Consider the following 23498-nt stretch of genomic DNA (forward strand, 5'->3'; position numbering starts at 1 on the left):
CTATTTTATTAATTATAGTTAAAGAAAATGAAAAATAGTTTGAAATTAATGTTTAGGTCTTTTTGGCTATCATGTTTATTATTAGGCTGCATTTCTAACCAAAAGCAAAAAAATGAAATAGCATTTGATACATCCATTTTAAAGGTTAATGAAAAAGATGACATATATAAACTTATAAATAATGAGTGCTCTGCTACTTTTAAGATAAAAGGTGCAGAAATGATAAGTTTGAAAGCAAATAATATAGAATATATTTGGTTCGGAGATCCTGAGGTATGGTCTGGGCAGGCTCCAATTTTATTTCCTATTGTGGGCAGGTTAAAAGACCATGAATATTTATTCAAAGGGCAAACCTACACCATGAAACAACATGGATTTGCCAGAGATAATAATTTTAAAGTTGTAGCAAAAACAGATAACAGCATTACATTTGAACAAATCGCAACAAAAGAATCAAAAGCAATCTATCCTTTCGATTTTGTATTACAGGTAAAATATACTTTAAAGGGTAAAACATTACTAACAAAATATATTGTAAAAAACCCTTCCGTATCTGAAGAATTATATTTTTCTATTGGTGCACATCCTTCATTTAATTGTCCGTTTGAAGCAAACCAAAAACGAAATGAATATCAATTAGTGTTTGACAAAAAAATAGCGCCTAAATTTCAAACAAACATAAACGGAATATACGAGGGTCACACCAAGGATGTTTTTAAAGATAAGGGCATTCTGGATTTACCAGATACTATATTCGATGACAAATCCTTAGCTCTTAGCCCTAATGTTTTCTCAAAAGTTACTTTTGTACACAAACCCACTAAAAAACCATATTTAAGCGTTAATTTTAAAGGTTTTCCATTTTTGGGCATATGGTCTATCAGCAATACTTCTCCATTTATATGCATAGAACCATGGTATGGTATTGCAGACCGAAAATATCAAAATAAGGATTTTACAAAAAAGGAAGGTGTGCAGAAATTGAATCCGCAAAGTACTTTTGAAACATCATTTTCTATATCAATTCTTTAGAGGTTACAATTGAAAACAGCTTATGGCGTATAAAACCAACAGCATTATAGGGTTTTATAGCAATAGGAACTGTACTCGAACCAGTGACCGTCGGATTATGAGCTTGATTATTAAATAGAAGAAAAATTATTGAATTAATACAAAAAATAGTATTTGATACTAAATATAATTAAATCTCATTATTCTAAATTAAGCCAACAAAAACAACAAAATGTTGTACCTAACTAAAAAAGCGTTGCAATTTTTAACGAAAAAAGTCGAAGATTTCTCTTCGACTTTTTGTGCGGGCGGGGAGACTCGAACTCCCACACCTCGCGGCACTAGATCCTAAGTCTAGCGTGTCTACCAATTCCACCACGCCCGCTAAAGGACTGCAAATATAAACAACATTTTTAAATTGCAAACTTTATAGTCTCAAAAAACATTCTTTTTTATACTTTTGAATACATACTTATAAAAACTCACATGAATTATATTCAATCTTATATATCTGAACATAAAGATCGTTTTTTAAACGAATTAATCGAACTCTTAAAAATTCCATCTATTAGTGCAGATTCTAATTACAAAAATGATGTTTTAAAAACAGCAGACACCATTAAAACCAGTCTTAAAGAAGCAGGCTGCGATGTTGTAGAAATATGCAAAACAGAGGGCTACCCAATAGTCTATGGTGAAAAAATAATTGACAAAAATCTACCTACCATTCTGGTTTATGGACATTATGATGTACAACCACCAGACCCAATAAACTTATGGGACTCTCCACCTTTTGAACCTGTAATAAAAAAAACGGACAAACATCCAGATGGTGCTATTTTTGCTCGTGGTGCTTGCGATGATAAAGGCCAAATGTATATGCACGTTAAGGCCATGGAGTTTATGATGGCAACAAACCAACTACCTTGCAATGTGAAGTTTATGATTGAAGGGGAAGAAGAAGTTGGTAGCGCCAACCTTGCAACTTTTGTAAAAAACAATCAAGAGAAATTAAAAAACGATGTTATATTAATTTCTGACACAGGAATGATTGCTAACGATGTCCCTTCTATAACAACTGGACTAAGAGGGTTAAGTTATGTTGAAGTAGAAGTTACAGGTCCTAACCGTGATTTACACTCAGGACTATACGGCGGTGCTGTAGCAAACCCAATAAACGTTTTAACGAAAATGATTGCATCACTTCATGATGAAAACAATCATATAACAATACCAGGATTTTACGACAAAGTTGAAGAGCTGTCAAAAGAAGAGCGTGCAGAAATGGCTAAAGCACCTTTTAACCTCGACAACTATAAAAAAGCGTTAAACATTGAAACTGTGTATGGAGAAGCAGGTTATACTACCAATGAAAGAAATTCGATTAGGCCAACGCTAGACGTTAATGGTATTTGGGGAGGCTACACAGGTGAAGGTGCAAAAACCGTTATTGCCAGTAAAGCTTATGCCAAAATTTCTATGCGACTAGTCCCTAATCAAGATTGGGAAAACATTACTCAATTATTTAAAACCCATTTTGAGAACATTGCACCCAAAGCAGTTAAGGTAAAAGTTACACCTCACCATGGTGGTCAAGGCTATGTAACCCCAATTAATAGTATTGGTTATAAGGCTGCTAGCAAAGCCTATCAAGACACGTTTGGAAAAACACCAATTCCGCAACGAAGTGGAGGCAGTATTCCAATTGTAGCACTTTTCGAGCAAGAGTTAAAAAGCAAAACCATTTTAATGGGCTTTGGTCTAGATAGTGATGCTATCCATTCTCCAAACGAACATTTTGGAATCTGGAATTACTTAAAAGGCATAGAAACCATTCCGTTATTTTATAAATATTTTACAGAATTATCAAAATAATTTAGGTGTTACCACAAGGGTCGCGCTTTTCTTTATATCTTTTTTTGCCACTAATTAAAGCAAAAAAAGGATGCCATTACAATCGCTAACACAAGTTAGCAACACAAAATGAAAAACCAACACAGCAATCAACTTTTATTACTCACATTTGCCACTTTACTAATCAGTACATCTGGTGCTTTAGGAAAATTTATAGACCTACCTACTCCCGTAATTATTTGGTGCAGAAGTGCGTTAGGTACAATATTCCTATTTGTATTTTGCCGTTACAAAAATTTAAACCTTAAAATTCAATCTAAAAAAGACATCCCAACTATTCTTATAGGTGCTGTGTTATTAGGTGTACATTGGGTAACCTATTTTTACGCTTTAAAACTATCAAATGTTGCCATTGGTATGCTATCTATGTTTACATTTCCTGTTATTACAGCATTTCTAGAACCACTATTTACAAAATCTAAATTAAACCCTATACATATCGTTTTAGGTCTCATGGTTTTGTTAGGCATATATATTCTTGCTCCAAACTTAAATTTTGAAAACACGTATTTAAAAGGCATTCTAATTGGTGTTTTTTCTGCTGTTTGTTATTCTATAAGAAACTTAATTTTAAAACAACACGTTCACAAATACGATGGCACCGTACTCATGATGCAGCAAGTTTCTATTGTAAGTATCTTGCTAGTTCCTGTTATGTTTAATATGGATATAAGCAATATTAAAACACAATTACCATATCTACTTATTTTAGGTTTAGTAACTACAGCAATAGGACATTCTTTATTTATTAGCAGCTTAAAACATTTCTCGGTAAGTACTGCGAGCATTATTGGAAGTATGCAACCTATTTTCGGTATTATAATAGCCTTCATTTTCTTAAATGAAATCCCTGCATTAAATACATTTATTGGTGGTTCTTTAATTATTGCTACAGTAATTATAGAAAGTATTCGATCTAGTAAAAAATAATTTTACAGCCTCTACATTTGTAGAATACAATTATTTACTCTACATTTGTAGAGAACAATCTAATTTTGTAGAACAATGCAATTATCTAAAACCGAAGAAGCATTAATGAATCATCTCTGGAAACTTGAAAAAGCATTCATGAAAGATTTATTAGATGCCTATACAGAACCAAAACCAGCAAATACAACAATTGCGACTCTTTTAAAGCGTATGACTGATAAAGGTTTTATAGATTATAAACTTTATGGTAAGTCCAGAGAATACTACCCATTAGTAAAAAAGAAAGATTATTTCTCCAAACATGTTAATGGGCTAATTAAAAACTTTTTTAATGATAGCGCTTCGCAATTTGCATCCTTTTTCACCAAAGAAACTAATCTAACCAAAGAAGAGTTAGAGGATTTAAAGACTTTAATTGATAGTGAAATTAAAAACAAATAGTTATGTTACTTATACTATTAAAATCAAGTGCCTGTTTAGCAGTTTTTATGTTATTTTATAAACTTTGTTTAGAAAAAACAAGTGCGCATACCTTTAAACGTTTCTATTTAATAGCTGTTATTTTAATATCAATCAGCATTCCTTTTATTGTATTTACAGAATATATTGAAACAAAACCTGCTAATTTAACTAACATTACAGAATTTAAAACAGGAACAACAGATGTACTTGAAAATAAGTTAGTTATAAACTATACATCTATTATCTTATGGAGTATTTACATTTTAGGAGTCATCATTTTTTCGTTTAGATTTTTTAAAAACCTCTATCAAATATTTCAAAAAATAAAAGCAAACCCTAAGTATAAAAACCAAAATTATATAAATGTTTTACTGCATGATTTAATACATCCTCATACCTTTTTTAATTATATATTTTTAAATAAAAACAATTATGAACATAACCTTATACCAAAAGAAGTTTTATTGCATGAGCAAGTTCATGCAAAACAAAAACACGCTATAGATATATTGTTCATTGAAGTACTTCAAATAGCTTTTTGGTTTAACCCATTGCTTTATTTTATAAAAAAGGATATTAAACTTAATCATGAATTTTTAGCAGACCAAGCTGTTATAAATAAAGGTATTAATACAAAACAGTATCAGTATTTATTATTAGCATTCTCATCAAATGCAGCTGATATCCCTTTGGCAAATGCCATCAATTATTCATTAATCAAAAAACGATTTACAGTCATGAAAACAAAAACATCAAAAACAGTCATTTGGTTTAGAAGTCTAGTACTTCTGCCATTATTAGCGATTTTAATTTATAGTTTTAGTAATAAAAATTATATTGAATACGATTATTCTTTAAATGAAACCATCACTCAAGAAAAAGCAACAAAAAAACAAGTTGAAGAATATAATGCTTTAGCAAAAAAATATAATGCACAACCGCAAAATAAACGTGTTATAAAACTAAAAGATGTTAACCGATTAGAATATTTATATAGTTTAATGAGTGAAGAACAAAAAGTAAATAGCCAACCTTTTCCAGATTGTCCACCACCACCTGCCCCACCTATAGTAAAAAAAGGTGATGCTTCAAATATTCCACCACCACCTAAACCACCATATGCAAAAAAATGTGATGTATCTGAAGTTCCTAATCCACCTTTGCCACCAGCTCCAAAACCACCATTAGATCACGTGATTGATATGGCTAAAAAAGGTGCTATATTTTATTACAATGGCAAAAAAGTATCTTCTGATGAAGCCATTGAATTATTAAAAAAGAATAAAAATTTAAATATATCCTCAAAAACAATCGATGACGTTAGTGTTGTAAAAATTCAAACAGAACCCATAAGACTCTAAACTATCCTTAGACCTGTAAATTAAAAACTTACAGGTTTTTTTGTTAAAAGTTGTAACAAATCACTAGCATAAACGTTCTAATAGTTAATCAATCAAAAAACAATCAATCATGTTAAAGCGTTTTTTTATAATCTGCTCAGGAGCAGATACCGATATTCTAGAAGGTTGCTCCATAGGTGAGCAAAACAAATACACAGGTATTGGAGCCACCGTTTTCTTCACAGCAGTTATGGCTTTTATTGCTGCTAGTTATGCTTTGTATACCGTATTTGACAACCTTTATTCTTCTATTTTTTTCGGACTAATATGGGGTTTGCTTATTTTTAACTTAGACCGTTACATTGTTTCTACTATAAAAAAAACGGGAAATGTTATAGATGAGCTAATTCAAGCTTCTCCAAGAATAATTTTAGCAATAATAATAGCAGTTGTAATTTCAAAACCTCTTGAACTTAAAATTTTTGAAAAAGAAATTAATCAAGTTCTATTGGAGCAAAAAAACGAAATGACTTTAGCTAATAAAACACAACTTGCCAAACAATTTACACCTAACATTGATGAGTTAAATAACAATATTATAACCTTACAACAAGAAATTGACACTAAAGAGGCGGAAGTAAATCAACTTTATAACACTTATATAGCCGAAGCCGAGGGAACTGCTGGTACTAAACTTTTAGGAAAAGGACCTGTTTATAAGGAAAAACGAGAAAAACACGACGCCTTACTAGCCGAATTACAGCAATTAAAAACAGATAATAAAGCAAAAATTATTTCTTTTGAGAACGAAATAGCAAAACTTAAAGGCGATTATAATATGCAGGTTGCAAACACACAGCCTATTATTAATAATTTTGACGGTTTAATGGCTAGGATTGAAGCATTAGGGAAGCTCCCTTGGTTACCATCACTTTTTATATTTATGCTTTTTTTAGCTATTGAAACCTCACCTATACTTGCTAAACTACTGTCTCCAAAAGGCGCTTACGACCTTAAACTTGAAGACTTAGAAATGGCTATAAAAACAAATGTACTTCAAAACAAAAACCAGCTCGAAGCTTTATTAAAAACTGATTACGCCATTAACGACCGCATTTATAGCGATATTGAAAAAGAAAGCGAGTTATACACATACAAACGCAAAAAAGCGAGGGAACTTATGCAATTGCAAGCAGATGCCTTTTACAAACAACAAAAAAACATATTGTAACTATGCTGCAATTTCAGATTTAAAATGATCGTATAATTCTTTACAGCCAAAACCAATTATTGATAATCTTTTGTTTTTAGCTAGAGCTTCTTCATGGAGTTTTGAAATAGCATCAACACCATATTTATCCATACTTACTATTTCTTGGATGCTAATTGTTACGTTGTTAACTTTTTCAAAAATGTTGTTAAATTCATCATTAAAAACAGTTACATTGTTCTTATCAAGAACACCTTTAATTTTAAAGAAATTGTTGCAATTGGTAATTTTAAAGTCCATAATATGTTGATTTTTAAGAGTTAAAATAAACTTGAGGGAGAATATTGTTATTTACACAATCGTAAAAATAGAAAACATAAGAGGTTACTTCACAATTTTTTCGACCAAGACATTTTTCTTTAGATGAAAAAATACTTTATGTTAATTTCATCGATGACTAACCCTTTTTAATTATAAGATTTTGTTACATTTACCTCATAACAATTTGTTTTAACACAAAAAAGATGGTATGAGTTTTGTACTAAGAACAATAATATCAAATAATAAATATTCTAAAACATGAAAAAATTAGTTTTATTAATTTGTATGATTTCTTTCTTAAATAGCTTTTCACAAGTTGATACTGAGGCAGATATAAAAGCTATTAATAAAGTTTTAAAAAACCAAAGAATTGCCTGGTCTAATAACAACTTAGAGGAGTATATGGAAGGCTATTGGAAAAGTGATTCATTGAAATTTTACGGAAGTAACGGTGTAACTTACGGATGGGAAAACACTTTAGAGCGCTACCAAAAAGCTTATCCTACAAAAGACCACACAGGAAAACTTAGTTTTAGAATTAATGATATTTCGTATATAAGTAACAATGCTTACTATGTTTTAGGCGAATACCATATAAAACGAGACATTGGTAATGCTGATGGTATTTTTATGGTTATTTTTAAAAAGATTAATGGTGAATGGAAGATTATTGCAGACACTTCCAGTTAGTCCTCATAAAGTATTATTGCCTATATTTTTTAATAAATCTTGATGCTTAACAATATCTACGGGGTTGTAAACTTCTTTTGTTGATACTGGGTATTTTTCTAATAAATGCTTTGGCCTAACAGGACGTTTCTCAAAACCACCACCACAGTTTGGACAAACTTCATGTAGAAATGTTTCTACACAATCTTTACAAAATGTACATTCAAAGGTACAAATCATGGCTTCTTTTGAACTGTAAGGGAGTACTTTGTTACAATTTTCGCAGTTTGGTCTTATTTCTAACATGTTTTTGTTAGGTGTTTAAGTGAAAAGCCTAAATTTTATAATTTCTTCACGAAATCTGTAATAATAACAGTTAGTGTTGGCCCTACTTTACCCTCAATATATTTCTCATTATCACGATCTAGACGTATATTTCGAACAGCAGTACCTTGTTTAGCAACCATACTAGAACCTTTTACTTTAAGATCTTTAATTAAAACAACAGAGTCTCCATGTTCTAAAACTACACCATTTACATCTCTGTGAATTAGTTTTTCTGGATCTGCTTCACCTTCTCCTGTAGCTTTTGCAAATTCTAAAATGTCGTCTTCTAAATACATCATATCTAACAAGTCTTGTGGCCAGCCTTCTGCTCTTAAACGAGAAAGCATTCTCCATGCGGCTACTTTTACTGCATCTTGCTCACTCCACATACTATCATTTAAACAACGCCAATGGTTTGCATCTGTTATTTCAGGATCTTCTATTTGGTCAACACATATTTTGCATGCTACTAAAGACTTATTTAATGTTTCATCTTTTTGTGGTGCTAAAGTATATATTTGTAAATGCTCTTCGTTTCCACATAGTTCGCATTTATTATCGGCTCTTTTATATAATTCTCTTTCTAAACTCATTTTCTACTTTTTGTTACTGCAATAATACAGCTAAATAGGAGGTTCTACAAGTTTAGGTTTAATAAGATAAAATTATTTAAAAACAAGAAAAGGACACTTTTGGGTGTCCTTTTCGATTATATTATAATACTATTATTTGGAAAGATCGTGAATCCAGGTATACAAATAATCACCATGAACTCCTGTGAAATATTTACCCCATGCTTTTCCTTTTGCTTTATTCTCTTCGGTTTCTGGAAATGCTATATCCATTAACTCGCCACCTCTTTCAAACATCTTATCTAAATCTGCCAATGAGTCAAGGAAAAAAGCTTCCATATATTCTGTTTTATCTGATCCCCAAGCATGTACATTTGGATAATATGCTTTAACGTGTTCATTTTTTTGGACTATTGCAGCATTCCCTTCCATTCTTAATTTTTCAAACTCTTCCATAGAACCATCTTCTGGAAAAGCAAAATGACTTTTTCTAACATAACACACCATATCTTTTGTTGGTTTTTCAGTCATATATTTAGCTCCTGAAATTGGTGCATAAATTTCATCAGAATGTTCGTTGGCAAAATAGGAGGCTAGATTTTTTAAGAATGCTTTTCTCTTGGCTTCATCTGGCCATGCTTCTTTTTCTAATTCACTACTACGTGCTCCAAACTTACCTATATCTTCCCAAGAAGCAAAGTTATGCACTGCAATAAACTCAGTATTATCGCCGGTCATATTATGTAAATACATGGAAGCTCCCATTATATATTCATTTTTCATGGTTACTTTTTCAAAGTACTCTTTTGCAGCAGCTTTCCATTCGGACATTTTAAAATCTTCCTTATTCATGTTCCAATGATTTGTGGTAACTGTCATGAATTCTTGATCTTTAGAAGTGTCATCTTGAGATGAAATTGTACTTGTACAAAACAACAATAACATAGCAGTTAGTGTTGAAAATAATTGTTTGGTTGTTTTCATAATCTGTAAAAAATTAAAGTTTATAAAATTTGTTAAAATTAAATACTACTTTAAGATCGAGGGAGAAATAGATTATGCTATAAAAATGTTTAAGGAGATAGAGAGATTATAAATATAATTAAAAACTTCTGAAAATCAATATTTTAACTCAGTAATATTTCTCTCATTTTTTTAGTCATCCCTCTAACAACCATTTTATAAGAATGATCTACTAAATCTTTTATGACCTGAGGTTGCAATTCGCCTTCATTTAGATAGAGTGTGTTCCAATGTTTTTTACTCATGTGAAATCCTGGACGGATACTATGATAAATGGCACGTAATTCTTCAGAATATTCAGGGTCTGCTTTCAAATTTATTGCCGGTTCACCACTTTCCCATTTTTTTAATGATACTAATGCAAACATTTTACCTAAGACTTTAAAGACTAAAGTATCTTCATCAAAAGGAAAATCTTCGGTAGTTCCTTTTTTTTCTAAGCAATAGTTTCTAAGTTGCTCAATATTCATTATTGAAGTTTTTTTGAACTGCCAGATTCAATCTCTAAAGCCGAATAATCTAATTTCCATCCTATGGTTTCAACTATGGTTTCGATAAGTAAAATAGCTTCTAAGGCTTCTTTCTGAGCTACTTGAATAAGTCCGCTTTCTGGAATTTTATCTTGTATATGTTGTTTAGCCTCGTTGTGTAATCCAGTTAGGTCATTTGCTTCAAACTTATTGAAATACCCATCGGATTTATCATAGTAATTCAAATTTGTCTCAATAGATAGCACTTCGGGTTGAGGAAAATGTTTTAATATAATTTTCTTATTATCGGTATCTGCAATCAAATCTATTTTTGCCAAATCATAACCAATATGTGCTTTTGCATTGATTACAACTAAAGCCTTTTTTCTACTTGTTATTAATTTTAAAAAACGCTCTTTTACATCTTCGTAATGGTAAATTTCAGCAAAATCGCCTTCAACAGTTATAAACTTACAAACCTTTTTAATCTTATCTAAAAGTATTGTGGATTGTGAATTTACAAGTTGTTTTTTCTTAATAGACTTTAAAATAGTAACAACACCTAATGTTACTAATATTGTAATAATAACTGCTAAAAAAACTTCCATTAACTTAAAACTTTATATAAAATAGGTTTACTTGGTGTCGCATCATTCTCGAACGGAGCTATTTGTAAATTTAAAAAATACTCTCCATCTTCTATTTGGTTTGATACATAAATTAACTCTGTAATTGTAGCATCTAACCGTAACCTTCCTTTTGTATTCCAAAATGCATTGTGCCCTAACAGTTCACCCTCATCTTTTTCTTTATCTATACTAGGCACATCTACAAGTAAATGTTTTATGCCTTTATTTACTAGAAATTTTACAGCATCTTCTTTTAAATAAGGCCAATTGGTATTTGAATATTGTCTGGATAATTTACTTCTTGTATTTGGAATGGTTCTTAAAATTACAGCATCTCTTTTTTTATTTCCTAAAGCAAATTGAAGTTGCTTTTGGGAGATAACTTTATCGCCCATATCATTTTCTGGAGCAACAGTAATTACTTCGGCTAAGAAAAAGAATGTTTTTAAATTTTGGTTTATGGAGTGCACCTCTTCTGTTATATGGCCAGCGCATTCGGTGTGGGTACCATGGGCATGCGGATTAAAATGGATATTATTAAAATTAATACTCGCACCCTGACTTACAGCAGCAATCCACTCACCATCTGTAACAGGCTCGATTTTTGGCTCGTCAATATACCAAGCGTTCACATTGTTTTTAGATGATATTAATGGTATAGAAATATCTAAAGGTTGCGATAAATCTATTTGTAATTTTCTAGAATTGTATTGTATTGTCGCTATCAAGATAGATTTATTTTAAAAAGGCTTGAAGCGATTCCATCGCTTAAAAATTTGCCTTTTTTGGTTGTTAATAGTTTGCCTTTTTCAATATACAATAATTGTTCCTTAATATAAATATCTGCCTGCTGCAAAAGATACTTTTTATAAGTAATACCATAATTTTCTTCTACTTTTTTGAGAGAAACACCCCAAACGGTTCGTAAACCTGTCATGATATATTCATTAAATTTATCAGTTTTAGAGAGTTTTTCTACTTCTGAAGGCAATTCATTGTTATGAATGGATTTTATATACTTTGTATTATTGGACACATTCCAGCTACGTTGGTCACCTGTAAATGAATGTGCAGACGGGCCAATACCCAAGTACCATTTTCCTAACCAATATGACGAATTATTTTTACTAAAATAGTTTGGCTTCCCAAAGTTAGAAAGTTCATAATTTACAAAACCAGAAGCCTCTAGTTTCTCTACAAGAATATTAAATTGTTCTTGAGCTAAATCATCGTCAACATTATCAATCACCCCTTTTTTAATAAATGTTTCTAGAGCTGTTTTAGGTTCTACAGTTAAAGCATAACAAGAAATATGAGGTACTTTGAATGATAATGCCTTTTCTATATTCTTAATCCAATCGTTATTTGATAATCCTGGAATACCATAAATTAAATCGACAGATATATTTTTGAAATATTGAGTTGCTAATGCTAAACATTCACTAGCCTCTTGTGCATTATGTGCTCGATTCATGAGTTTTAAATCGCGTTCGTAAAAAGATTGAACACCAATACTTAAGCGGTTTATTTGACTTTCTGAAAGTTGAAATAAGATATCTTTAGATAAATCGTCTGGATTTGCTTCTAACGTAATTTCAGGATTTTCAACAACTTTATAATTATTGTAAACGGTATTTATAATTAATTCAATCTCACTATTTGTTAGTAAACTTGGTGTTCCTCCTCCAAAATAAATGGTTTCAACAGTTACGTTTTTAAATTCAGTTTTTCGTAGTTCTAATTCTTTAATTAAACATATAATAAGCTCATCCTTCTTTTTTAAAGATGTTGAAAAATGAAAATCGCAATAATAACATGCTTGCTTACAAAACGGTATGTGTATATAGATGCCGGCCATTATTTTTTAACTCTACCCTCATTCTGCTTCACAAAAGCGCTCCAACCTGTATAACTTTTGCCTACTTCAATTCTTCCAGAATTATAAAAGTGGCATACTGCAGCTGCTAAACCATCAGTAGCATCTAAATTTTTAGGAAGTGTTTTTAGGCCTAATAAACTTTGCAGCATTTTTGCAACTTGCTCTTTACTAGCATTTCCGTTTCCTGTAATGGCCATTTTAATTTTTTTAGGAAGATATTCTGTAATAGGAATTTCCCTGCTTAAACCAGCCGCCATAGCTACACCTTGAGCCCTTCCTAACTTTAGCATACTTTGTACGTTTTTACCAAAAAAGGGAGCTTCAATGGCAATTTCATCGGGGTTGTGCGTATCTATAAGTTCTATAGTGCGCTCAAAAATAAGCTTTAGCTTTAAATAATGGTCGTTGTATTTTTTTAAATCCAGCTCGTTAAGTTGTACAAACTGCATTGTTTTACCCACTACTTTTATTAGTCCGAAACCCATAATTGTTGTTCCAGGGTCTATTCCTAATATTATTCTTTCTTTCGCCATTAGTCTCCACAATAATAACAACCACTAAGCGATATAGATGCGCCAATGGTTATTGTTAATAAATCTCCATTAAAGGAGCCAAATCCATTTAAGACTGGATTAAAATCTTTAGCAAAACCTTTTAAATAAGAAGCATCTAGATAAATAGATAACTTATCTGAAACACCGTAATGAAACTCCATTCCTGCCATTACATTTAAGTAAGATATTTTGTTTGCACCATAATTCCCCAATGGTTTTATCAAGGAATACCCTGGACCCGCATGAATAAAAGCACCCAAATTATTTGAAAAACTTGTAATTATTGAAGCATCATAGACCAATTGAGCATTAATGCGCGAGTAATTAACTTTAAATTCTGGTGAATTATCTGTATTCGAAAAGCGATTAAAACCAAAATCTAATTTAGCTCCTAACTTTTGCTTAAACATATATTGCAAACCTAAATTAATAGTTGGAAAGTTCATAGAATTCGCCTCAAAATCATTAACAAAACCATTTGATGAAGGGGCATTAACCCCTAATGCAAACTGCGCCTTGAAAGTACTTGTATCACCCTGTGAAAAACTTATAAAACTACATAAATACAATACTAAAACTAAACATATATGTGTATTCAATTTAAAACTTGAGGTCATATGGTAATATTAATTTAATTTGCAACACCAATGCATTATAAGCTGCCATACAAAACTAAACAATTCTTTTTTGTACTTATTAAATTAAGTATTGTAGTTGGTGCTTTTTATTTTATTTATAATAAACTAACAAATAATAGTGTTTTATCATTTTCAGAGTTTATTGGTTTTTCGATAAAAAACAATGTTTTTTCACTTAAAAACATTGTTTTTTTGCTAATTTTAAGTGTTTTTAATTGGTTTTTCGAAATATTAAAATGGAAAACTTTGGTGAGTTTTATTAAAAAAATCACTTTTAATGATGCCAAAGAACAAAGTTTAGGTTCATTAACCGCTTCTTTATTTACTCCAAATAGAATTGGCGAATATGGAGCTAAAGCTATGTATTATACATCTCATTTTAGAAAACGCGTTTTGCTGGTTAATCTATTAAGTAACATTTTACAAATGGGTGTTACTACTATGCTTGGTATTATTGGGTTTATCTTATTCGTTTTAAAATATAACCCAGAATTTAATTATTATAAAATAATAAGATTTATAGTTTTACTATTAATTACAGTTATTTTATTTGGTTTTGGAATAACTAGAAGTAACCGTAAATTTAAAGGAGTTACAATAAATAAAATTAAACGTTTTATAACGGAATACCCTAAAAAAAAATTGGCTTTAGGGTTATTTTATTCTGTAATTAGATATGCTATTTTTTCTTTTCAATTTTACTTTTTATTACAAATTTTTCAAGTAAATATCAGCTATATAAATGCCATAAAAATCATTACAACCATGTATTTATTAGCATCGATAGTTCCAACTATTTTTGTTTTTGATGTTATTATAAAAGGAAGTATTGCTGTTTATTTATTTACTTTTGCTGATATAAATGAATTAGTAATTTTATGTATCATTACAATAATGTGGCTGCTTAATTTTGCATTCCCTAGCCTACTTGGAAGTTATTATGTACTAAACTTTAACCTTCCAAAAAGCCAACAATAACTATGTTTATAATTAGTTTAATTATTACAATAACCTATTTAATTTTAATAGGAAGCTTCATTTTTGGTTTCGATAAAATCTCGATATTTAAGTTAGAAGATATTCCAGCTAAAACTAAGTTTTCTATAATTATTCCCTTTAGAAACGAAGCTGCAAATCTACCTAGTTTACTAAAGTCTATTGGAAGTTTAAACTACCCAAAACACCTTTTTGAAATTATTTTTATTGATGATGAATCAAAAGATGATTCTATTAAAATTATTAATCAATTTATAAACACACTTGAACGAAATCAAGACATTAAAATTATTTCAAATAAAAGACAAACAAATTCGCCAAAAAAAGATGCTATAACCTCAGCTATTAACATAGCTAAGTTTGATTGGATAATAACTACAGATGCAGATTGCCAGTTACCAACATTTTGGCTGGATTGTTTTGACCAATATATTCAAAAACATAATACCATATGCATTGCTGCTCCAGTAGCTTATAACAAACATCATTCTTTTTTAAATAAATTTCAAATACTAGATATATTGAGTTTACAAGGTGCAACCATAGGTGGTTTTGGACTCAACAAACCTTTTTTGTGTAATGGCGCTAATTTAGGGTATAAAAAAGCCACCTTTATTGAATTAAACGGTTTTAATGGCAATACCCATATTGCAAGTGGTGATGATATTTTTCTGTTAGAAAAAATTTCCAAAAAACACCTTAGCCAATTACACTACTTAAAATGTAAAGAGGCTATAGTAAAAACACAAGCGCAACCCACATGGAAAAACTTAACAGCTCAACGTATTCGTTGGGCAGCAAAAACAAGCGCCTATAATAATTGGTTTGGCAAACTTACAGGCTTAACTGTTTTACTCATGAATGCCATAATTTTTATTACGCTAACCCTTTATATTATTGATGTTTTTAAATTTATAACTTTTTTTTATATAGCTTTTTTAAAGTTTAATATTGATTTCTATTTAATACATAAATCAGCTTCATTTTTTAACCAAAAAAACATTCTAAAAAATTACATTTTAGGGTTTATCATTTATCCATTTTTTAGTGTTTATGTAGCATGTATATCTATATTTTCTGGTTACAAATGGAAGGGACGTAGCTTTAAAAAATAAAAACCATCCTAATATTTTATAAAAATTAAGTTTTACTAATAATTTTACTAGCTTTATAGCTTATGGATTTACTTAAAAAAACCTCAAACCCAGCCTTTAAAAGTTACTTTTTTGGAGAAAAAACAGCGTCACAAAAAACCATGACAGTAACAGGTATTTTTATAAAATCTATGTTATCCATAGCCATTATAATTATCATTTCTATTGGCATGTGGAAACTTAATAAAACTGGAACAAATATAAAATGGTATTCTATGGGCGGTATGCTAGCAGCTATTGTTATTAGCATTGTCATTTCTGTTCGTCAACATTGGGCACATATTTTAGTACCACTTTACGCAATTGCAAAAGGCTTTTTTCTGGGAGCCATGACTGTTTATGCCCATGCACAATTCCCAAATTTACCTTACCAAGCCATTGGGATAACAGTTGTTACATTTATAGTAATGCTACTTCTCTACCAAGCACGAATTATTATTGTTACTAAAAAGTTACGAAGTGTTATAATAACAGCTGCAGCAAGTATTTTTGTAATCTATATAATATCTTGGATTTTAAGTTTTTTTGGTATTAAAGTATTTATCTGGGGTACTACATGGCCTGCAATTATTTTCAACATACTTGCCGCAATCTTTGCCTCTCTATCACTCCTTCTAGACTTTGATTATATTGAACGCCACAAAAACAGATCGCCAAAATACAAAGAATGGCTAGCTACTTGGGGCCTTCTTGTTACATTAGTTTGGTTATATATGGAAGTTTTAAGACTTATGCGAAAATTAGCAATTAAGTTTTAATTTTTTATGGCGTTACCCAAAGGGTCGGGCTTTACGCTGCAAGTCCTCGCTCGTTCCTCGCTGTGGGCTTTCCTCTGCAATCCCTAACGCAGATAAACTTACAATAGGCAGTTAAAAGAACTTAGTGAGTATATTTGTAAGTGCCTAAAAAAGCTAATTTACATGAATTACAATAGGCAGCTTAAACTCTGTAGTTACATGTTGCCCACGTTTTATTGCTGGAAATATTTTAGGTAAGGTATCAAGACTTTTATTAAGTAATTGCTTAATATTAGGGATTTCTTGAGTTGTAAGTGAATCTATTTTTGATTGCAGTAATAATAACTCTCCATTTTTAGTTACTCGAAAATGTAACATAATGGTATCTTTAATATCTTGAGTAACAACAATATGCTCACTTAATAAATAGTCTATAATATTCTTAGTAATAGTTTGTTGAAAACACAAAGTTCTCTCTGCTTTTGAAATAGAAGTTTCACATTTTGAAAAACTAGGATACTCATCAACTTCATTCCAATTAAATGTCTGTAATTCTTCTTGAAGAATAGCCTCAGAAGATGTTTTTTTCACATTTAAATACTCACAAGAAGTAAGCGATAAAATGAATATTAAAACTAAAAAATTCTTCATGGACATCAACTGAAACCGAAAAATACAATTTTTTTAGGTTTTAAATAATTTAAAAAAGAAAAACCGAAGCATTCACCTCGGTTTTTAATCATTTTCTTAAATTAATTACTCTGCAACAGCAAAAATTATTGGGAGCGAATAAAGTACATTTACTTGTTTTCCCTCATATTCTCCTGGCTTAAATTTAGGCAGCGTTTTAATAACTCTAATAGCTTCAGTTTCTAAACCATCGTGACCCGCTCTAGAACGCACATCTACCACATCGCCTTTATTATCTATTTTAAACAGAATATTAATCCGTTGTTTTCCTTTCAAGTTAAGGCTATCTGCTAATTTTATATTAAAGTTATTATTAACATGCATTGAAATGTTTTTAGACATACATTTCTTTTGCTCATTTGCAGATAAATTTTCACATCCTGGAAAAACTGGTGGCTGTTCTATTACTGCAAATGGGATATCAACATACTTTATTACATCTGCAAAAAACGGATCATTAAATCCACCTTCACTAGTTAAAACAAGTAAGCCTTTAAGTTCCTTATTTTCTTCATCACTTACATTTCCTTGCATTTGAATTTGCTCAAAAACTTCAGATATCATCTTAACTAATTCTGAATCTGCCTGTTGTGAAGTATAATCTCTTACTTGATTTACCAAGCCTTGATCGAAATTTTCTCCCTTAGTAATCTTTAATAATAAATTTAGCCCTTTTTCTTCATTTTCATTTAAGTTACCTTGAACTTGTATTTGATGCTTTACAGATTTAATCTTCTTAATTAAAGGTGATTCTTTATCTATATCTTTAGTAATGCTAACACCATCCTTTTTAACATTAGTAGCTTCAATACATGAGGTATAAATTAACATTCCAAAAACTAATGGAATTAAAAGCGCATACTTAAATAAATTAATTTGTTTTGATTTTGATTTTTGTAACATAATGATTCGTTTTTTGATTAATGATTTTTTAAAAAATGGATTGATGAATGTAATATTTTTAGTCTCGAAAACTTGAGATAATAAGTTTTGATAGTAATGTTTTTTACTATGATTTTTTACCGCTTCATCATCTGCAATAAACTCATGAAGGGTCATCATTCTGTTTTGATACATATACACTAAAGGATTAAACCAAAATAAGATTCGTAATAGCTCAAAAAACAACAAATCTAGTGTGTGCTTTTCCTTTACATGTACCATTTCATGTTTTAAAATGGCTTCTCTTTCGTCGCTTGATAGGTTATCTCCTAAAAAAATAAAATTAAAAAACGAAAATGCCATATTGCTTTTCAATAAGCTAATAATAAGAAAATTACTTACTTTCTGTTTTGGGTTTCTGTAAAACAAGAATAGTAATTTCACTAATTTAAAGATGAATAAAAGAGTGGCTATTATAGCACCAAAATAAAATAATAACTCCCAAGACCAAGATGTACTATTATTCAATAGTATTGGCGATAATTCTATTGGAGTTATTTCTGTCGGGTTATTGTTTCCAATAATAATTTCGGGTAATTTAATAACGTAATCTTGTGAAATAATGTGCTTAAAACTACTTATTTTAATAAATGGAATTATTAACGAAAACAAAGCAGTTACTAATAAATAAACTCTGTTCCAGTTAAAGAAGGTTTCCTTTTTTAAGAATGCATCATAAATAATTAAAAAGAATAACTGAAAAGCAATAACCTGTATAATATAATGTAACATAACTAAGACTCTTTTTTATTAATTTCTTTTAGCACAGACTCTAAGTCTTTAATATTCATATCGTTTTTCTTCACAAAAAACGAAACCATACTCTTAAAAGAGCCTTGAAAATAATTATCAACCAATTTATTGATGGATTGATTGCTATAGTCTTGTTTTTGCATTAACGGAAAATACACATGGCCTTTCCCTTCTTTTTCATAATTAACAAAACCTTTATTTTCTAGAATTCTTACAATTGTTGATACTGTATTATATGCAGGTTTAGGCTCTGGAAATTCTTCAATTATTGCTTTTACATTGGCTTTTTTTAATCGCCAAAGTATTTGCATAATATCTTCTTCTGCTTTTGTAAGTTGTTTCATAATTAATCTAAATCTATTTATTCAACTAAACTTTTAGTTAAACAAATATAACTAAAAAATTAGTTTAAACTAATTTTTTAGTTTAAAAATGTAACATTTGGCATGGTTTTTAGTCTAATTAGTATATAACTTAAACAATTTTATGGATATTATTTTAATTATTATTGCTGCGTTTATTATGCTTTTAGGTATAGTTGGCAGCTTTTTACCTGTTTTACCAGGGCCTCTTACTAGTTGGATTGGACTTTTAGTACTTCATTTCACAGATGCTATACCTATGGATAAATCTTTTCTAATTATAACATTCGCAATAGCAATGTTTATTTGGATTTTAGATTATATAATTCCAGCCATTGGTACAAAACGTTTTGGTGGTAGTAAGTATGGCATGATAGGAACCACAATAGGACTTATTGTTGGATTAATAGCTCCAATTCCTGGAGGTATTATTATTGGGCCCTTTATTGGTGCATTAATTGGAGAATTGATTAATAAAAACGACACAAAAACAGCTACTAAGGCAGCATTTGGTTCATTTATAGGGTTTTTAACATCTACCTTTATAAAGTTTGTTGTTGCTATAATTTACCTTGGATTATTTATTGGCACTTTATGGGATTACCGAAACATATTATTTCAGTTTTAAAAAGAAGAAACCCTATGGGTCTCTCACCTCCATAGGGTTTGTGTAAATTGCTATTATCAACAAAAAAATTGAGGGATTAATTAATTTTTGAAGTGTTGATAGTACAAATATACTTAGAACTATTATCTTCAAACTGCGGGAAACCCGTAACAATTTTACGGGGTAACTGTACAATTCAGTTATAGTAAAGGTTTTAATGGTATAAAAAAAAAGTGATTTTTAAATAAAAATCACTTTTTTTTATTTTATGTAATCTTTTAGCTATACAAATCCTTTTTTTCTAGCTTCAGAAAGCAATGTTTCATCTTGCCCATCACTTACTTCAAATATTTCTCTAAGCTGTTTTTTTCTTTTTTCTATGGCACTTAATGATATATCTAAATGAGTGGCTAAATTTTTTGTTTTAACACCTTGAGATAATAAATAAAGTATTTTTCTATTCTTATCATCAATTACTATATCACTTGTAATAGCTTTTCTTATATGACTATTAACAGTACCGCTATAAAATGGTGGATTATTAAGGACTGCTTGAAAAGCACTTGCTAATTCTTTAGATGTTAAATCACTTTTAATCATAAATCCTTCTGGATCTATAGTTTTAATAATATTATGAATTCTAAATGACTCATTAAACATGGTTAAAATAATGATTTTAGCATTTGGTAAAACCTTTCTAGCATACTCTGCTAAATCTTCTCCTGAACTCATTAAACCATTAGATGATGGAGGCAAACTTATGTCAACAAAAAGAACATTATATGGCCTTTCTAATTGAACTGATTTATCCATGTATGCCAAAGCTTCATCACAATTATTAGCAATATCAATTACTAATTCTTGATTGTCTTTTTTTGTGAATAATAATGTGTTTTGATACCCCTCAATAATCATAGGGTGATCATCAATCATAAGTATTTTAATTATTTCAGTCATAATTTGGAGTTATGGTATTGGCACTTCTATGATTACTTCTGTGCCTTCATTTTTTTGAGAACTAATTTGTATTGTTCCATTTATTTCTTTAATTCTTGAATTCATGTTTTTTAATCCTATTCCAGACTTAGCTTTATTAACATCAAATCCAATACCATTGTCTTTTACTGTTAAGCAAATTACATTATTTTTTAAATTAAAACTAATATATACTTTGGTAGCATTTGCATGCTTATAAATATTTTGAAGTGTTTCTTGAATAATTCTATATATGTGAATTTTCTTTTTATTAGTTATTGAGTCCCAATTTATATCATCGTCTTGAGTTAATTCATAATTAAGTTTGTATGCTAATGTTTGAGTTTCGACTAATGTCTTAATAATATCAATAAAACCAGAACCAGAAACAAAATCTGTGTTTAATTCATGTGATACTTTTCTAATATCTTCTTCAATTGTTTTAAGTTCTTCAATGTATTGTTCTCTTGTTTTAATAGCATCATTACTGTTGCTCATGTTTAAGCTATCTAAACTTAATCTTGTACCAAATAAACGCCCTAATATTCCATCATGCAATTCTTCAGAAATTCTTTTTTTCTCTAATGTTCTTGCCTCCTCAATACTTTCGTTTTGAGACAGCATAAGGTTATAAATTTCTTCATTAGTTTCTTGCTGTTTTTGTGTAAACTGTAATTCTTTATTCTTATTCCTTTGAGAAATAACAAGATATAACAAAAATGACGCTAAAATAACTATGATAGAAATGATTAATAACCACAAGCGTTCTTTTGCTATTTGAATGTTTTCTTGTTCGATTTGTTTAGTTTCAAAACGAATTCTCGCAAATTTATTTCTGATAGAACGCTCACTTTTTTGCAAACTATCATTTAGTTTAACGTAAGCTTTTAAGTGTTCTGCAGATTTTTCTCCATCTTCAATATTTGATAGTAATAATAAAGATTTTAACAAATCGTCATTATGATATTGTTCTGAAATATTTTTGGCTTTATAAGCATAATATTTTGCTGATTTCTTATTGTTTTTACTATCAAAATATTCTGCCAAATGTTGGTTTATAACTATTGAGTTGTAACCATTTGGGTTTACACTATCTGTTATTTTTAAAGCTTTAAAATATAATTCTGGTAGTTGATCATGTTTTTTGTCTAGAAATAAAGTATGTGCATAATTATCTAATACTAAAGCATAAATATCAGGTCTTTCTTTTATCAAATTTTTATTGGCTAATATTTCTTTATAAGTATCAACTGCTAAATCATACTTACCATTATTTTTATATGATAATGCTAAGTTATTTTTAGAATTATCAATTGTACTAACATTATTACCTTTTAAGCTTTTCTTTAAATTTAAAGACTTTTTATAATAGTTTATAGACTCCTCATATTGCTCTAATTGTCCAAATACCAAGCCTAAATTATTGTAAACAAATGATTTATATTTCATCACATCATCAGTTTCATCTAAAGATTCTAATAATGTAATGGCTTGTATAGATGTTAACTCACTTCCTGTTAAATCTTTTTCATTTTTTTGAATTACAGCAATTCCGTAAAGTGTACGAGCTAAATGAAGTTTTTTGTCTAATTTTTCGTAATATTTTTCTGCTTTATGATAATATAGATATGAGCTATCCGCTAAAAAACTATATCTATATAATTCACCAATTTTAAAATAAGCATTAGCAATTGTTAAAGAATCTTGAGTTTTATTTTTTAATACATATTGATTAATTGAATCAACAACTTCAAGTCTAGTTTGTTTTTGCCCAAAGCAAGAAAAATAGAAAAGAAAAAATACAATTATATAAAATAAAGATTTCAAAAAAAAAATGTTAGCTATTTCATCAAATGTATTTATAATTTTTCAATATATAAACAAAAAAACCCTTCACTATAATAGTGAAGGGTACGTTTTTTTAAACTTTAAAAAATTAGTCATCAATACCACCACCTGTTCCTGGAGCTGGTATTTCAGTATTTGGAGCAACTTGTATGTCGTCTTCTGTTAAATCTTGTTTAGTACATGATGTGATTGAAGCAAAAAATAATGTTGCTATTAAAGTAATTTTAAGGAATTTCATATGTATTCAAATTTTAAGGTTTCAAATTTTTTTCTCTATTCTTTTGAAATAGAATTGTCGAACTAAGATTTTTAAAAAAAATCGTAGCTAAGGGAAAAAATGGATAATTAACTTAAAATCGAATACACAAAATGCAGTACGATTTGTAAAATTTTTAATGAGGGAAATGACTTAAAAAAGTCAAAGTGGATTAATTTTTCTTAATTAAACTTAGGGAATATTAAAGTCGCTTAATTAGGAGATGCTA

27 protein-coding genes and 1 tRNA gene are annotated in these 23498 nt (G+C 29.6%); 11 read left to right on the forward strand and 17 right to left on the reverse strand.

The features are described 5' to 3' along the window. Nucleotides 1-27 precede the first annotated feature (27 nt). Nucleotides 28-1032, forward strand: coding sequence for an aldose 1-epimerase family protein (locus Q0842_RS02745; protein ID WP_298494082.1), 1005 nt, complete (start codon nucleotides 28-30; stop codon nucleotides 1030-1032). A 282-nt stretch (nucleotides 1033-1314) separates the two neighbouring features. On the opposite strand, the gene Q0842_RS02750 is transcribed toward Q0842_RS02745, so the two are convergent. Continuing rightward, nucleotides 1315-1396: transfer RNA gene (locus Q0842_RS02750), tRNA-Leu, on the reverse strand. Between the two features lie 101 nt (nucleotides 1397-1497). On the opposite strand from Q0842_RS02750, the gene Q0842_RS02755 reads away from it, so the two are divergent. The 5 genes from Q0842_RS02755 (at nucleotide 1498) to Q0842_RS02775 (ending at nucleotide 6888) form a co-directional block, all read left to right on the forward strand. Beyond that, entirely contained in the window at nucleotides 1498-2886 is a 1389-nt protein-coding gene (locus Q0842_RS02755; protein WP_298494084.1) for a dipeptidase, read from the forward strand. A gap of 108 nt (nucleotides 2887-2994) precedes the next feature. Continuing rightward, complete coding sequence (locus tag Q0842_RS02760) at nucleotides 2995-3855, forward strand: DMT family transporter (protein ID WP_298494086.1); 861 nt, start codon at nucleotides 2995-2997, stop codon at nucleotides 3853-3855. Between the two features lie 75 nt (nucleotides 3856-3930). Then, nucleotides 3931-4296 carry a BlaI/MecI/CopY family transcriptional regulator gene (locus Q0842_RS02765; protein ID WP_298494088.1) on the forward strand — a complete coding sequence of 122 codons (366 nt, stop codon included), beginning with the start codon at nucleotides 3931-3933 and terminating at the stop codon, nucleotides 4294-4296. Nucleotides 4297-4298: 2 nt separating this feature from the next. Then, entirely contained in the window at nucleotides 4299-5678 is a 1380-nt protein-coding gene (locus tag Q0842_RS02770; RefSeq protein WP_298494090.1) for a M56 family metallopeptidase, read from the forward strand. A 109-nt stretch (nucleotides 5679-5787) separates the two neighbouring features. Next, the gene (locus Q0842_RS02775; protein ID WP_298494092.1) at nucleotides 5788-6888 is read left to right on the forward strand and encodes a DUF4407 domain-containing protein; all 1101 of its coding nucleotides are present in this window, start codon (nucleotides 5788-5790) and stop codon (nucleotides 6886-6888) included. Here Q0842_RS02775 and Q0842_RS02780 read toward each other — a convergent pair whose 3' ends face one another. Beyond that, entirely contained in the window at nucleotides 6889-7167 is a 279-nt protein-coding gene (locus Q0842_RS02780; RefSeq protein WP_298494094.1) for a hypothetical protein, read from the reverse strand. Between the two features lie 279 nt (nucleotides 7168-7446). Here Q0842_RS02780 and Q0842_RS02785 point away from each other — a divergent pair, with 279 nt between their 5' ends. After that, nucleotides 7447-7878, forward strand: a complete 432-nt coding sequence (locus Q0842_RS02785; protein ID WP_298494096.1) for a nuclear transport factor 2 family protein — start codon at nucleotides 7447-7449, stop codon at nucleotides 7876-7878. Nucleotides 7879-7881: 3 nt separating this feature from the next. On the opposite strand, the gene Q0842_RS02790 is transcribed toward Q0842_RS02785, so the two are convergent. The 9 genes from Q0842_RS02790 to Q0842_RS02830 form a co-directional block, all read right to left on the reverse strand. Then, a complete protein-coding gene (locus tag Q0842_RS02790; protein WP_298494098.1) occupies nucleotides 7882-8163 on the reverse strand; it encodes a DUF1272 domain-containing protein in 282 nt (93 codons plus the stop codon). A gap of 35 nt (nucleotides 8164-8198) precedes the next feature. Next, nucleotides 8199-8777 carry an alkylphosphonate utilization protein gene (locus tag Q0842_RS02795; protein ID WP_298494100.1) on the reverse strand — a complete coding sequence of 193 codons (579 nt, stop codon included), beginning with the start codon at nucleotides 8775-8777 and terminating at the stop codon, nucleotides 8199-8201. A 132-nt stretch (nucleotides 8778-8909) separates the two neighbouring features. Then, nucleotides 8910-9740, reverse strand: coding sequence for a hypothetical protein (locus Q0842_RS02800; protein ID WP_298494102.1), 831 nt, complete (start codon nucleotides 9738-9740; stop codon nucleotides 8910-8912). 143 nt (nucleotides 9741-9883) lie between these two features. Then, complete coding sequence (locus tag Q0842_RS02805) at nucleotides 9884-10249, reverse strand: MmcQ/YjbR family DNA-binding protein (RefSeq protein WP_298494104.1); 366 nt, start codon at nucleotides 10247-10249, stop codon at nucleotides 9884-9886. Beyond that, the gene (locus Q0842_RS02810; protein ID WP_298494106.1) at nucleotides 10249-10857 is read right to left on the reverse strand and encodes a DUF4230 domain-containing protein; all 609 of its coding nucleotides are present in this window, start codon (nucleotides 10855-10857) and stop codon (nucleotides 10249-10251) included. Before Q0842_RS02810 ends, Q0842_RS02805 begins: the two co-directional genes overlap by 1 nt. Continuing rightward, nucleotides 10857-11606: a cyclase family protein gene (locus Q0842_RS02815; protein ID WP_298494108.1), complete on the reverse strand. Its 750-nt coding sequence runs from the start codon at nucleotides 11604-11606 to the stop codon at nucleotides 10857-10859. The genes Q0842_RS02810 and Q0842_RS02815 overlap by 1 nt, the downstream gene beginning before the upstream one ends. Continuing rightward, nucleotides 11603-12736: a radical SAM family heme chaperone HemW gene (hemW, locus tag Q0842_RS02820; protein WP_298494110.1), complete on the reverse strand. Its 1134-nt coding sequence runs from the start codon at nucleotides 12734-12736 to the stop codon at nucleotides 11603-11605. Before hemW ends, Q0842_RS02815 begins: the two co-directional genes overlap by 4 nt. Beyond that, on the reverse strand, nucleotides 12736-13290 hold the full coding sequence (gene ruvC / locus Q0842_RS02825) for a crossover junction endodeoxyribonuclease RuvC (protein WP_298494113.1): 555 nt from the start codon (nucleotides 13288-13290) through the stop codon (nucleotides 12736-12738). Before ruvC ends, hemW begins: the two co-directional genes overlap by 1 nt. After that, the gene (locus Q0842_RS02830) at nucleotides 13290-13910 is read right to left on the reverse strand and encodes an outer membrane beta-barrel protein (RefSeq protein ID WP_298494115.1); all 621 of its coding nucleotides are present in this window, start codon (nucleotides 13908-13910) and stop codon (nucleotides 13290-13292) included. Before Q0842_RS02830 ends, ruvC begins: the two co-directional genes overlap by 1 nt. 48 nt (nucleotides 13911-13958) lie before the next feature. Between Q0842_RS02830 and Q0842_RS02835 the strand changes: the two genes are divergently transcribed. The 3 genes from Q0842_RS02835 to Q0842_RS02845 all read left to right on the forward strand — a co-directional run bounded on the left by Q0842_RS02835 (nucleotide 13959) and on the right by Q0842_RS02845 (nucleotide 16857). Then, on the forward strand, nucleotides 13959-14927 hold the full coding sequence (locus Q0842_RS02835) for a lysylphosphatidylglycerol synthase domain-containing protein (RefSeq protein WP_298494117.1): 969 nt from the start codon (nucleotides 13959-13961) through the stop codon (nucleotides 14925-14927). 2 nt (nucleotides 14928-14929) lie between these two features. Further along, the gene (locus tag Q0842_RS02840; RefSeq protein ID WP_298494119.1) at nucleotides 14930-16060 is read left to right on the forward strand and encodes a glycosyltransferase; all 1131 of its coding nucleotides are present in this window, start codon (nucleotides 14930-14932) and stop codon (nucleotides 16058-16060) included. Between the two features lie 62 nt (nucleotides 16061-16122). Next, nucleotides 16123-16857, forward strand: coding sequence for a Bax inhibitor-1/YccA family protein (locus Q0842_RS02845; protein WP_298494121.1), 735 nt, complete (start codon nucleotides 16123-16125; stop codon nucleotides 16855-16857). A gap of 153 nt (nucleotides 16858-17010) precedes the next feature. Here the strand turns inward: Q0842_RS02845 and Q0842_RS02850 are convergent, their stop codons facing one another. The 3 genes from Q0842_RS02850 to Q0842_RS02860 all read right to left on the reverse strand — a co-directional run bounded on the left by Q0842_RS02850 (nucleotide 17011) and on the right by Q0842_RS02860 (nucleotide 19565). Next, a complete protein-coding gene (locus Q0842_RS02850; protein ID WP_298494124.1) occupies nucleotides 17011-17487 on the reverse strand; it encodes a hypothetical protein in 477 nt (158 codons plus the stop codon). Between the two features lie 105 nt (nucleotides 17488-17592). After that, the gene (locus Q0842_RS02855; RefSeq protein ID WP_298494126.1) at nucleotides 17593-19200 is read right to left on the reverse strand and encodes a M56 family metallopeptidase; all 1608 of its coding nucleotides are present in this window, start codon (nucleotides 19198-19200) and stop codon (nucleotides 17593-17595) included. 2 nt (nucleotides 19201-19202) lie between these two features. Next, nucleotides 19203-19565: a BlaI/MecI/CopY family transcriptional regulator gene (locus Q0842_RS02860; protein WP_298494128.1), complete on the reverse strand. Its 363-nt coding sequence runs from the start codon at nucleotides 19563-19565 to the stop codon at nucleotides 19203-19205. Between the two features lie 142 nt (nucleotides 19566-19707). On the opposite strand from Q0842_RS02860, the gene Q0842_RS02865 reads away from it, so the two are divergent. Beyond that, nucleotides 19708-20211 carry a DUF456 domain-containing protein gene (locus Q0842_RS02865; RefSeq protein WP_298494130.1) on the forward strand — a complete coding sequence of 168 codons (504 nt, stop codon included), beginning with the start codon at nucleotides 19708-19710 and terminating at the stop codon, nucleotides 20209-20211. A 261-nt stretch (nucleotides 20212-20472) separates the two neighbouring features. On the opposite strand, the gene Q0842_RS02870 is transcribed toward Q0842_RS02865, so the two are convergent. The 3 genes from Q0842_RS02870 to Q0842_RS02880 all read right to left on the reverse strand — a co-directional run bounded on the left by Q0842_RS02870 (nucleotide 20473) and on the right by Q0842_RS02880 (nucleotide 23251). After that, nucleotides 20473-21147 carry a response regulator gene (locus tag Q0842_RS02870; RefSeq protein ID WP_298494132.1) on the reverse strand — a complete coding sequence of 225 codons (675 nt, stop codon included), beginning with the start codon at nucleotides 21145-21147 and terminating at the stop codon, nucleotides 20473-20475. 9 nt (nucleotides 21148-21156) lie between these two features. Beyond that, nucleotides 21157-22992 carry a sensor histidine kinase gene (locus tag Q0842_RS02875; RefSeq protein ID WP_298494134.1) on the reverse strand — a complete coding sequence of 612 codons (1836 nt, stop codon included), beginning with the start codon at nucleotides 22990-22992 and terminating at the stop codon, nucleotides 21157-21159. Nucleotides 22993-23101: 109 nt separating this feature from the next. After that, nucleotides 23102-23251: a hypothetical protein gene (locus tag Q0842_RS02880; RefSeq protein WP_298494136.1), complete on the reverse strand. Its 150-nt coding sequence runs from the start codon at nucleotides 23249-23251 to the stop codon at nucleotides 23102-23104. Nucleotides 23252-23498: the final 247 nt, after the last annotated feature.

The sequence above is a fragment of the uncultured Algibacter sp. genome (genome assembly GCF_947495675.1).
Taxonomy (GTDB): domain Bacteria; phylum Bacteroidota; class Bacteroidia; order Flavobacteriales; family Flavobacteriaceae; genus Algibacter_B.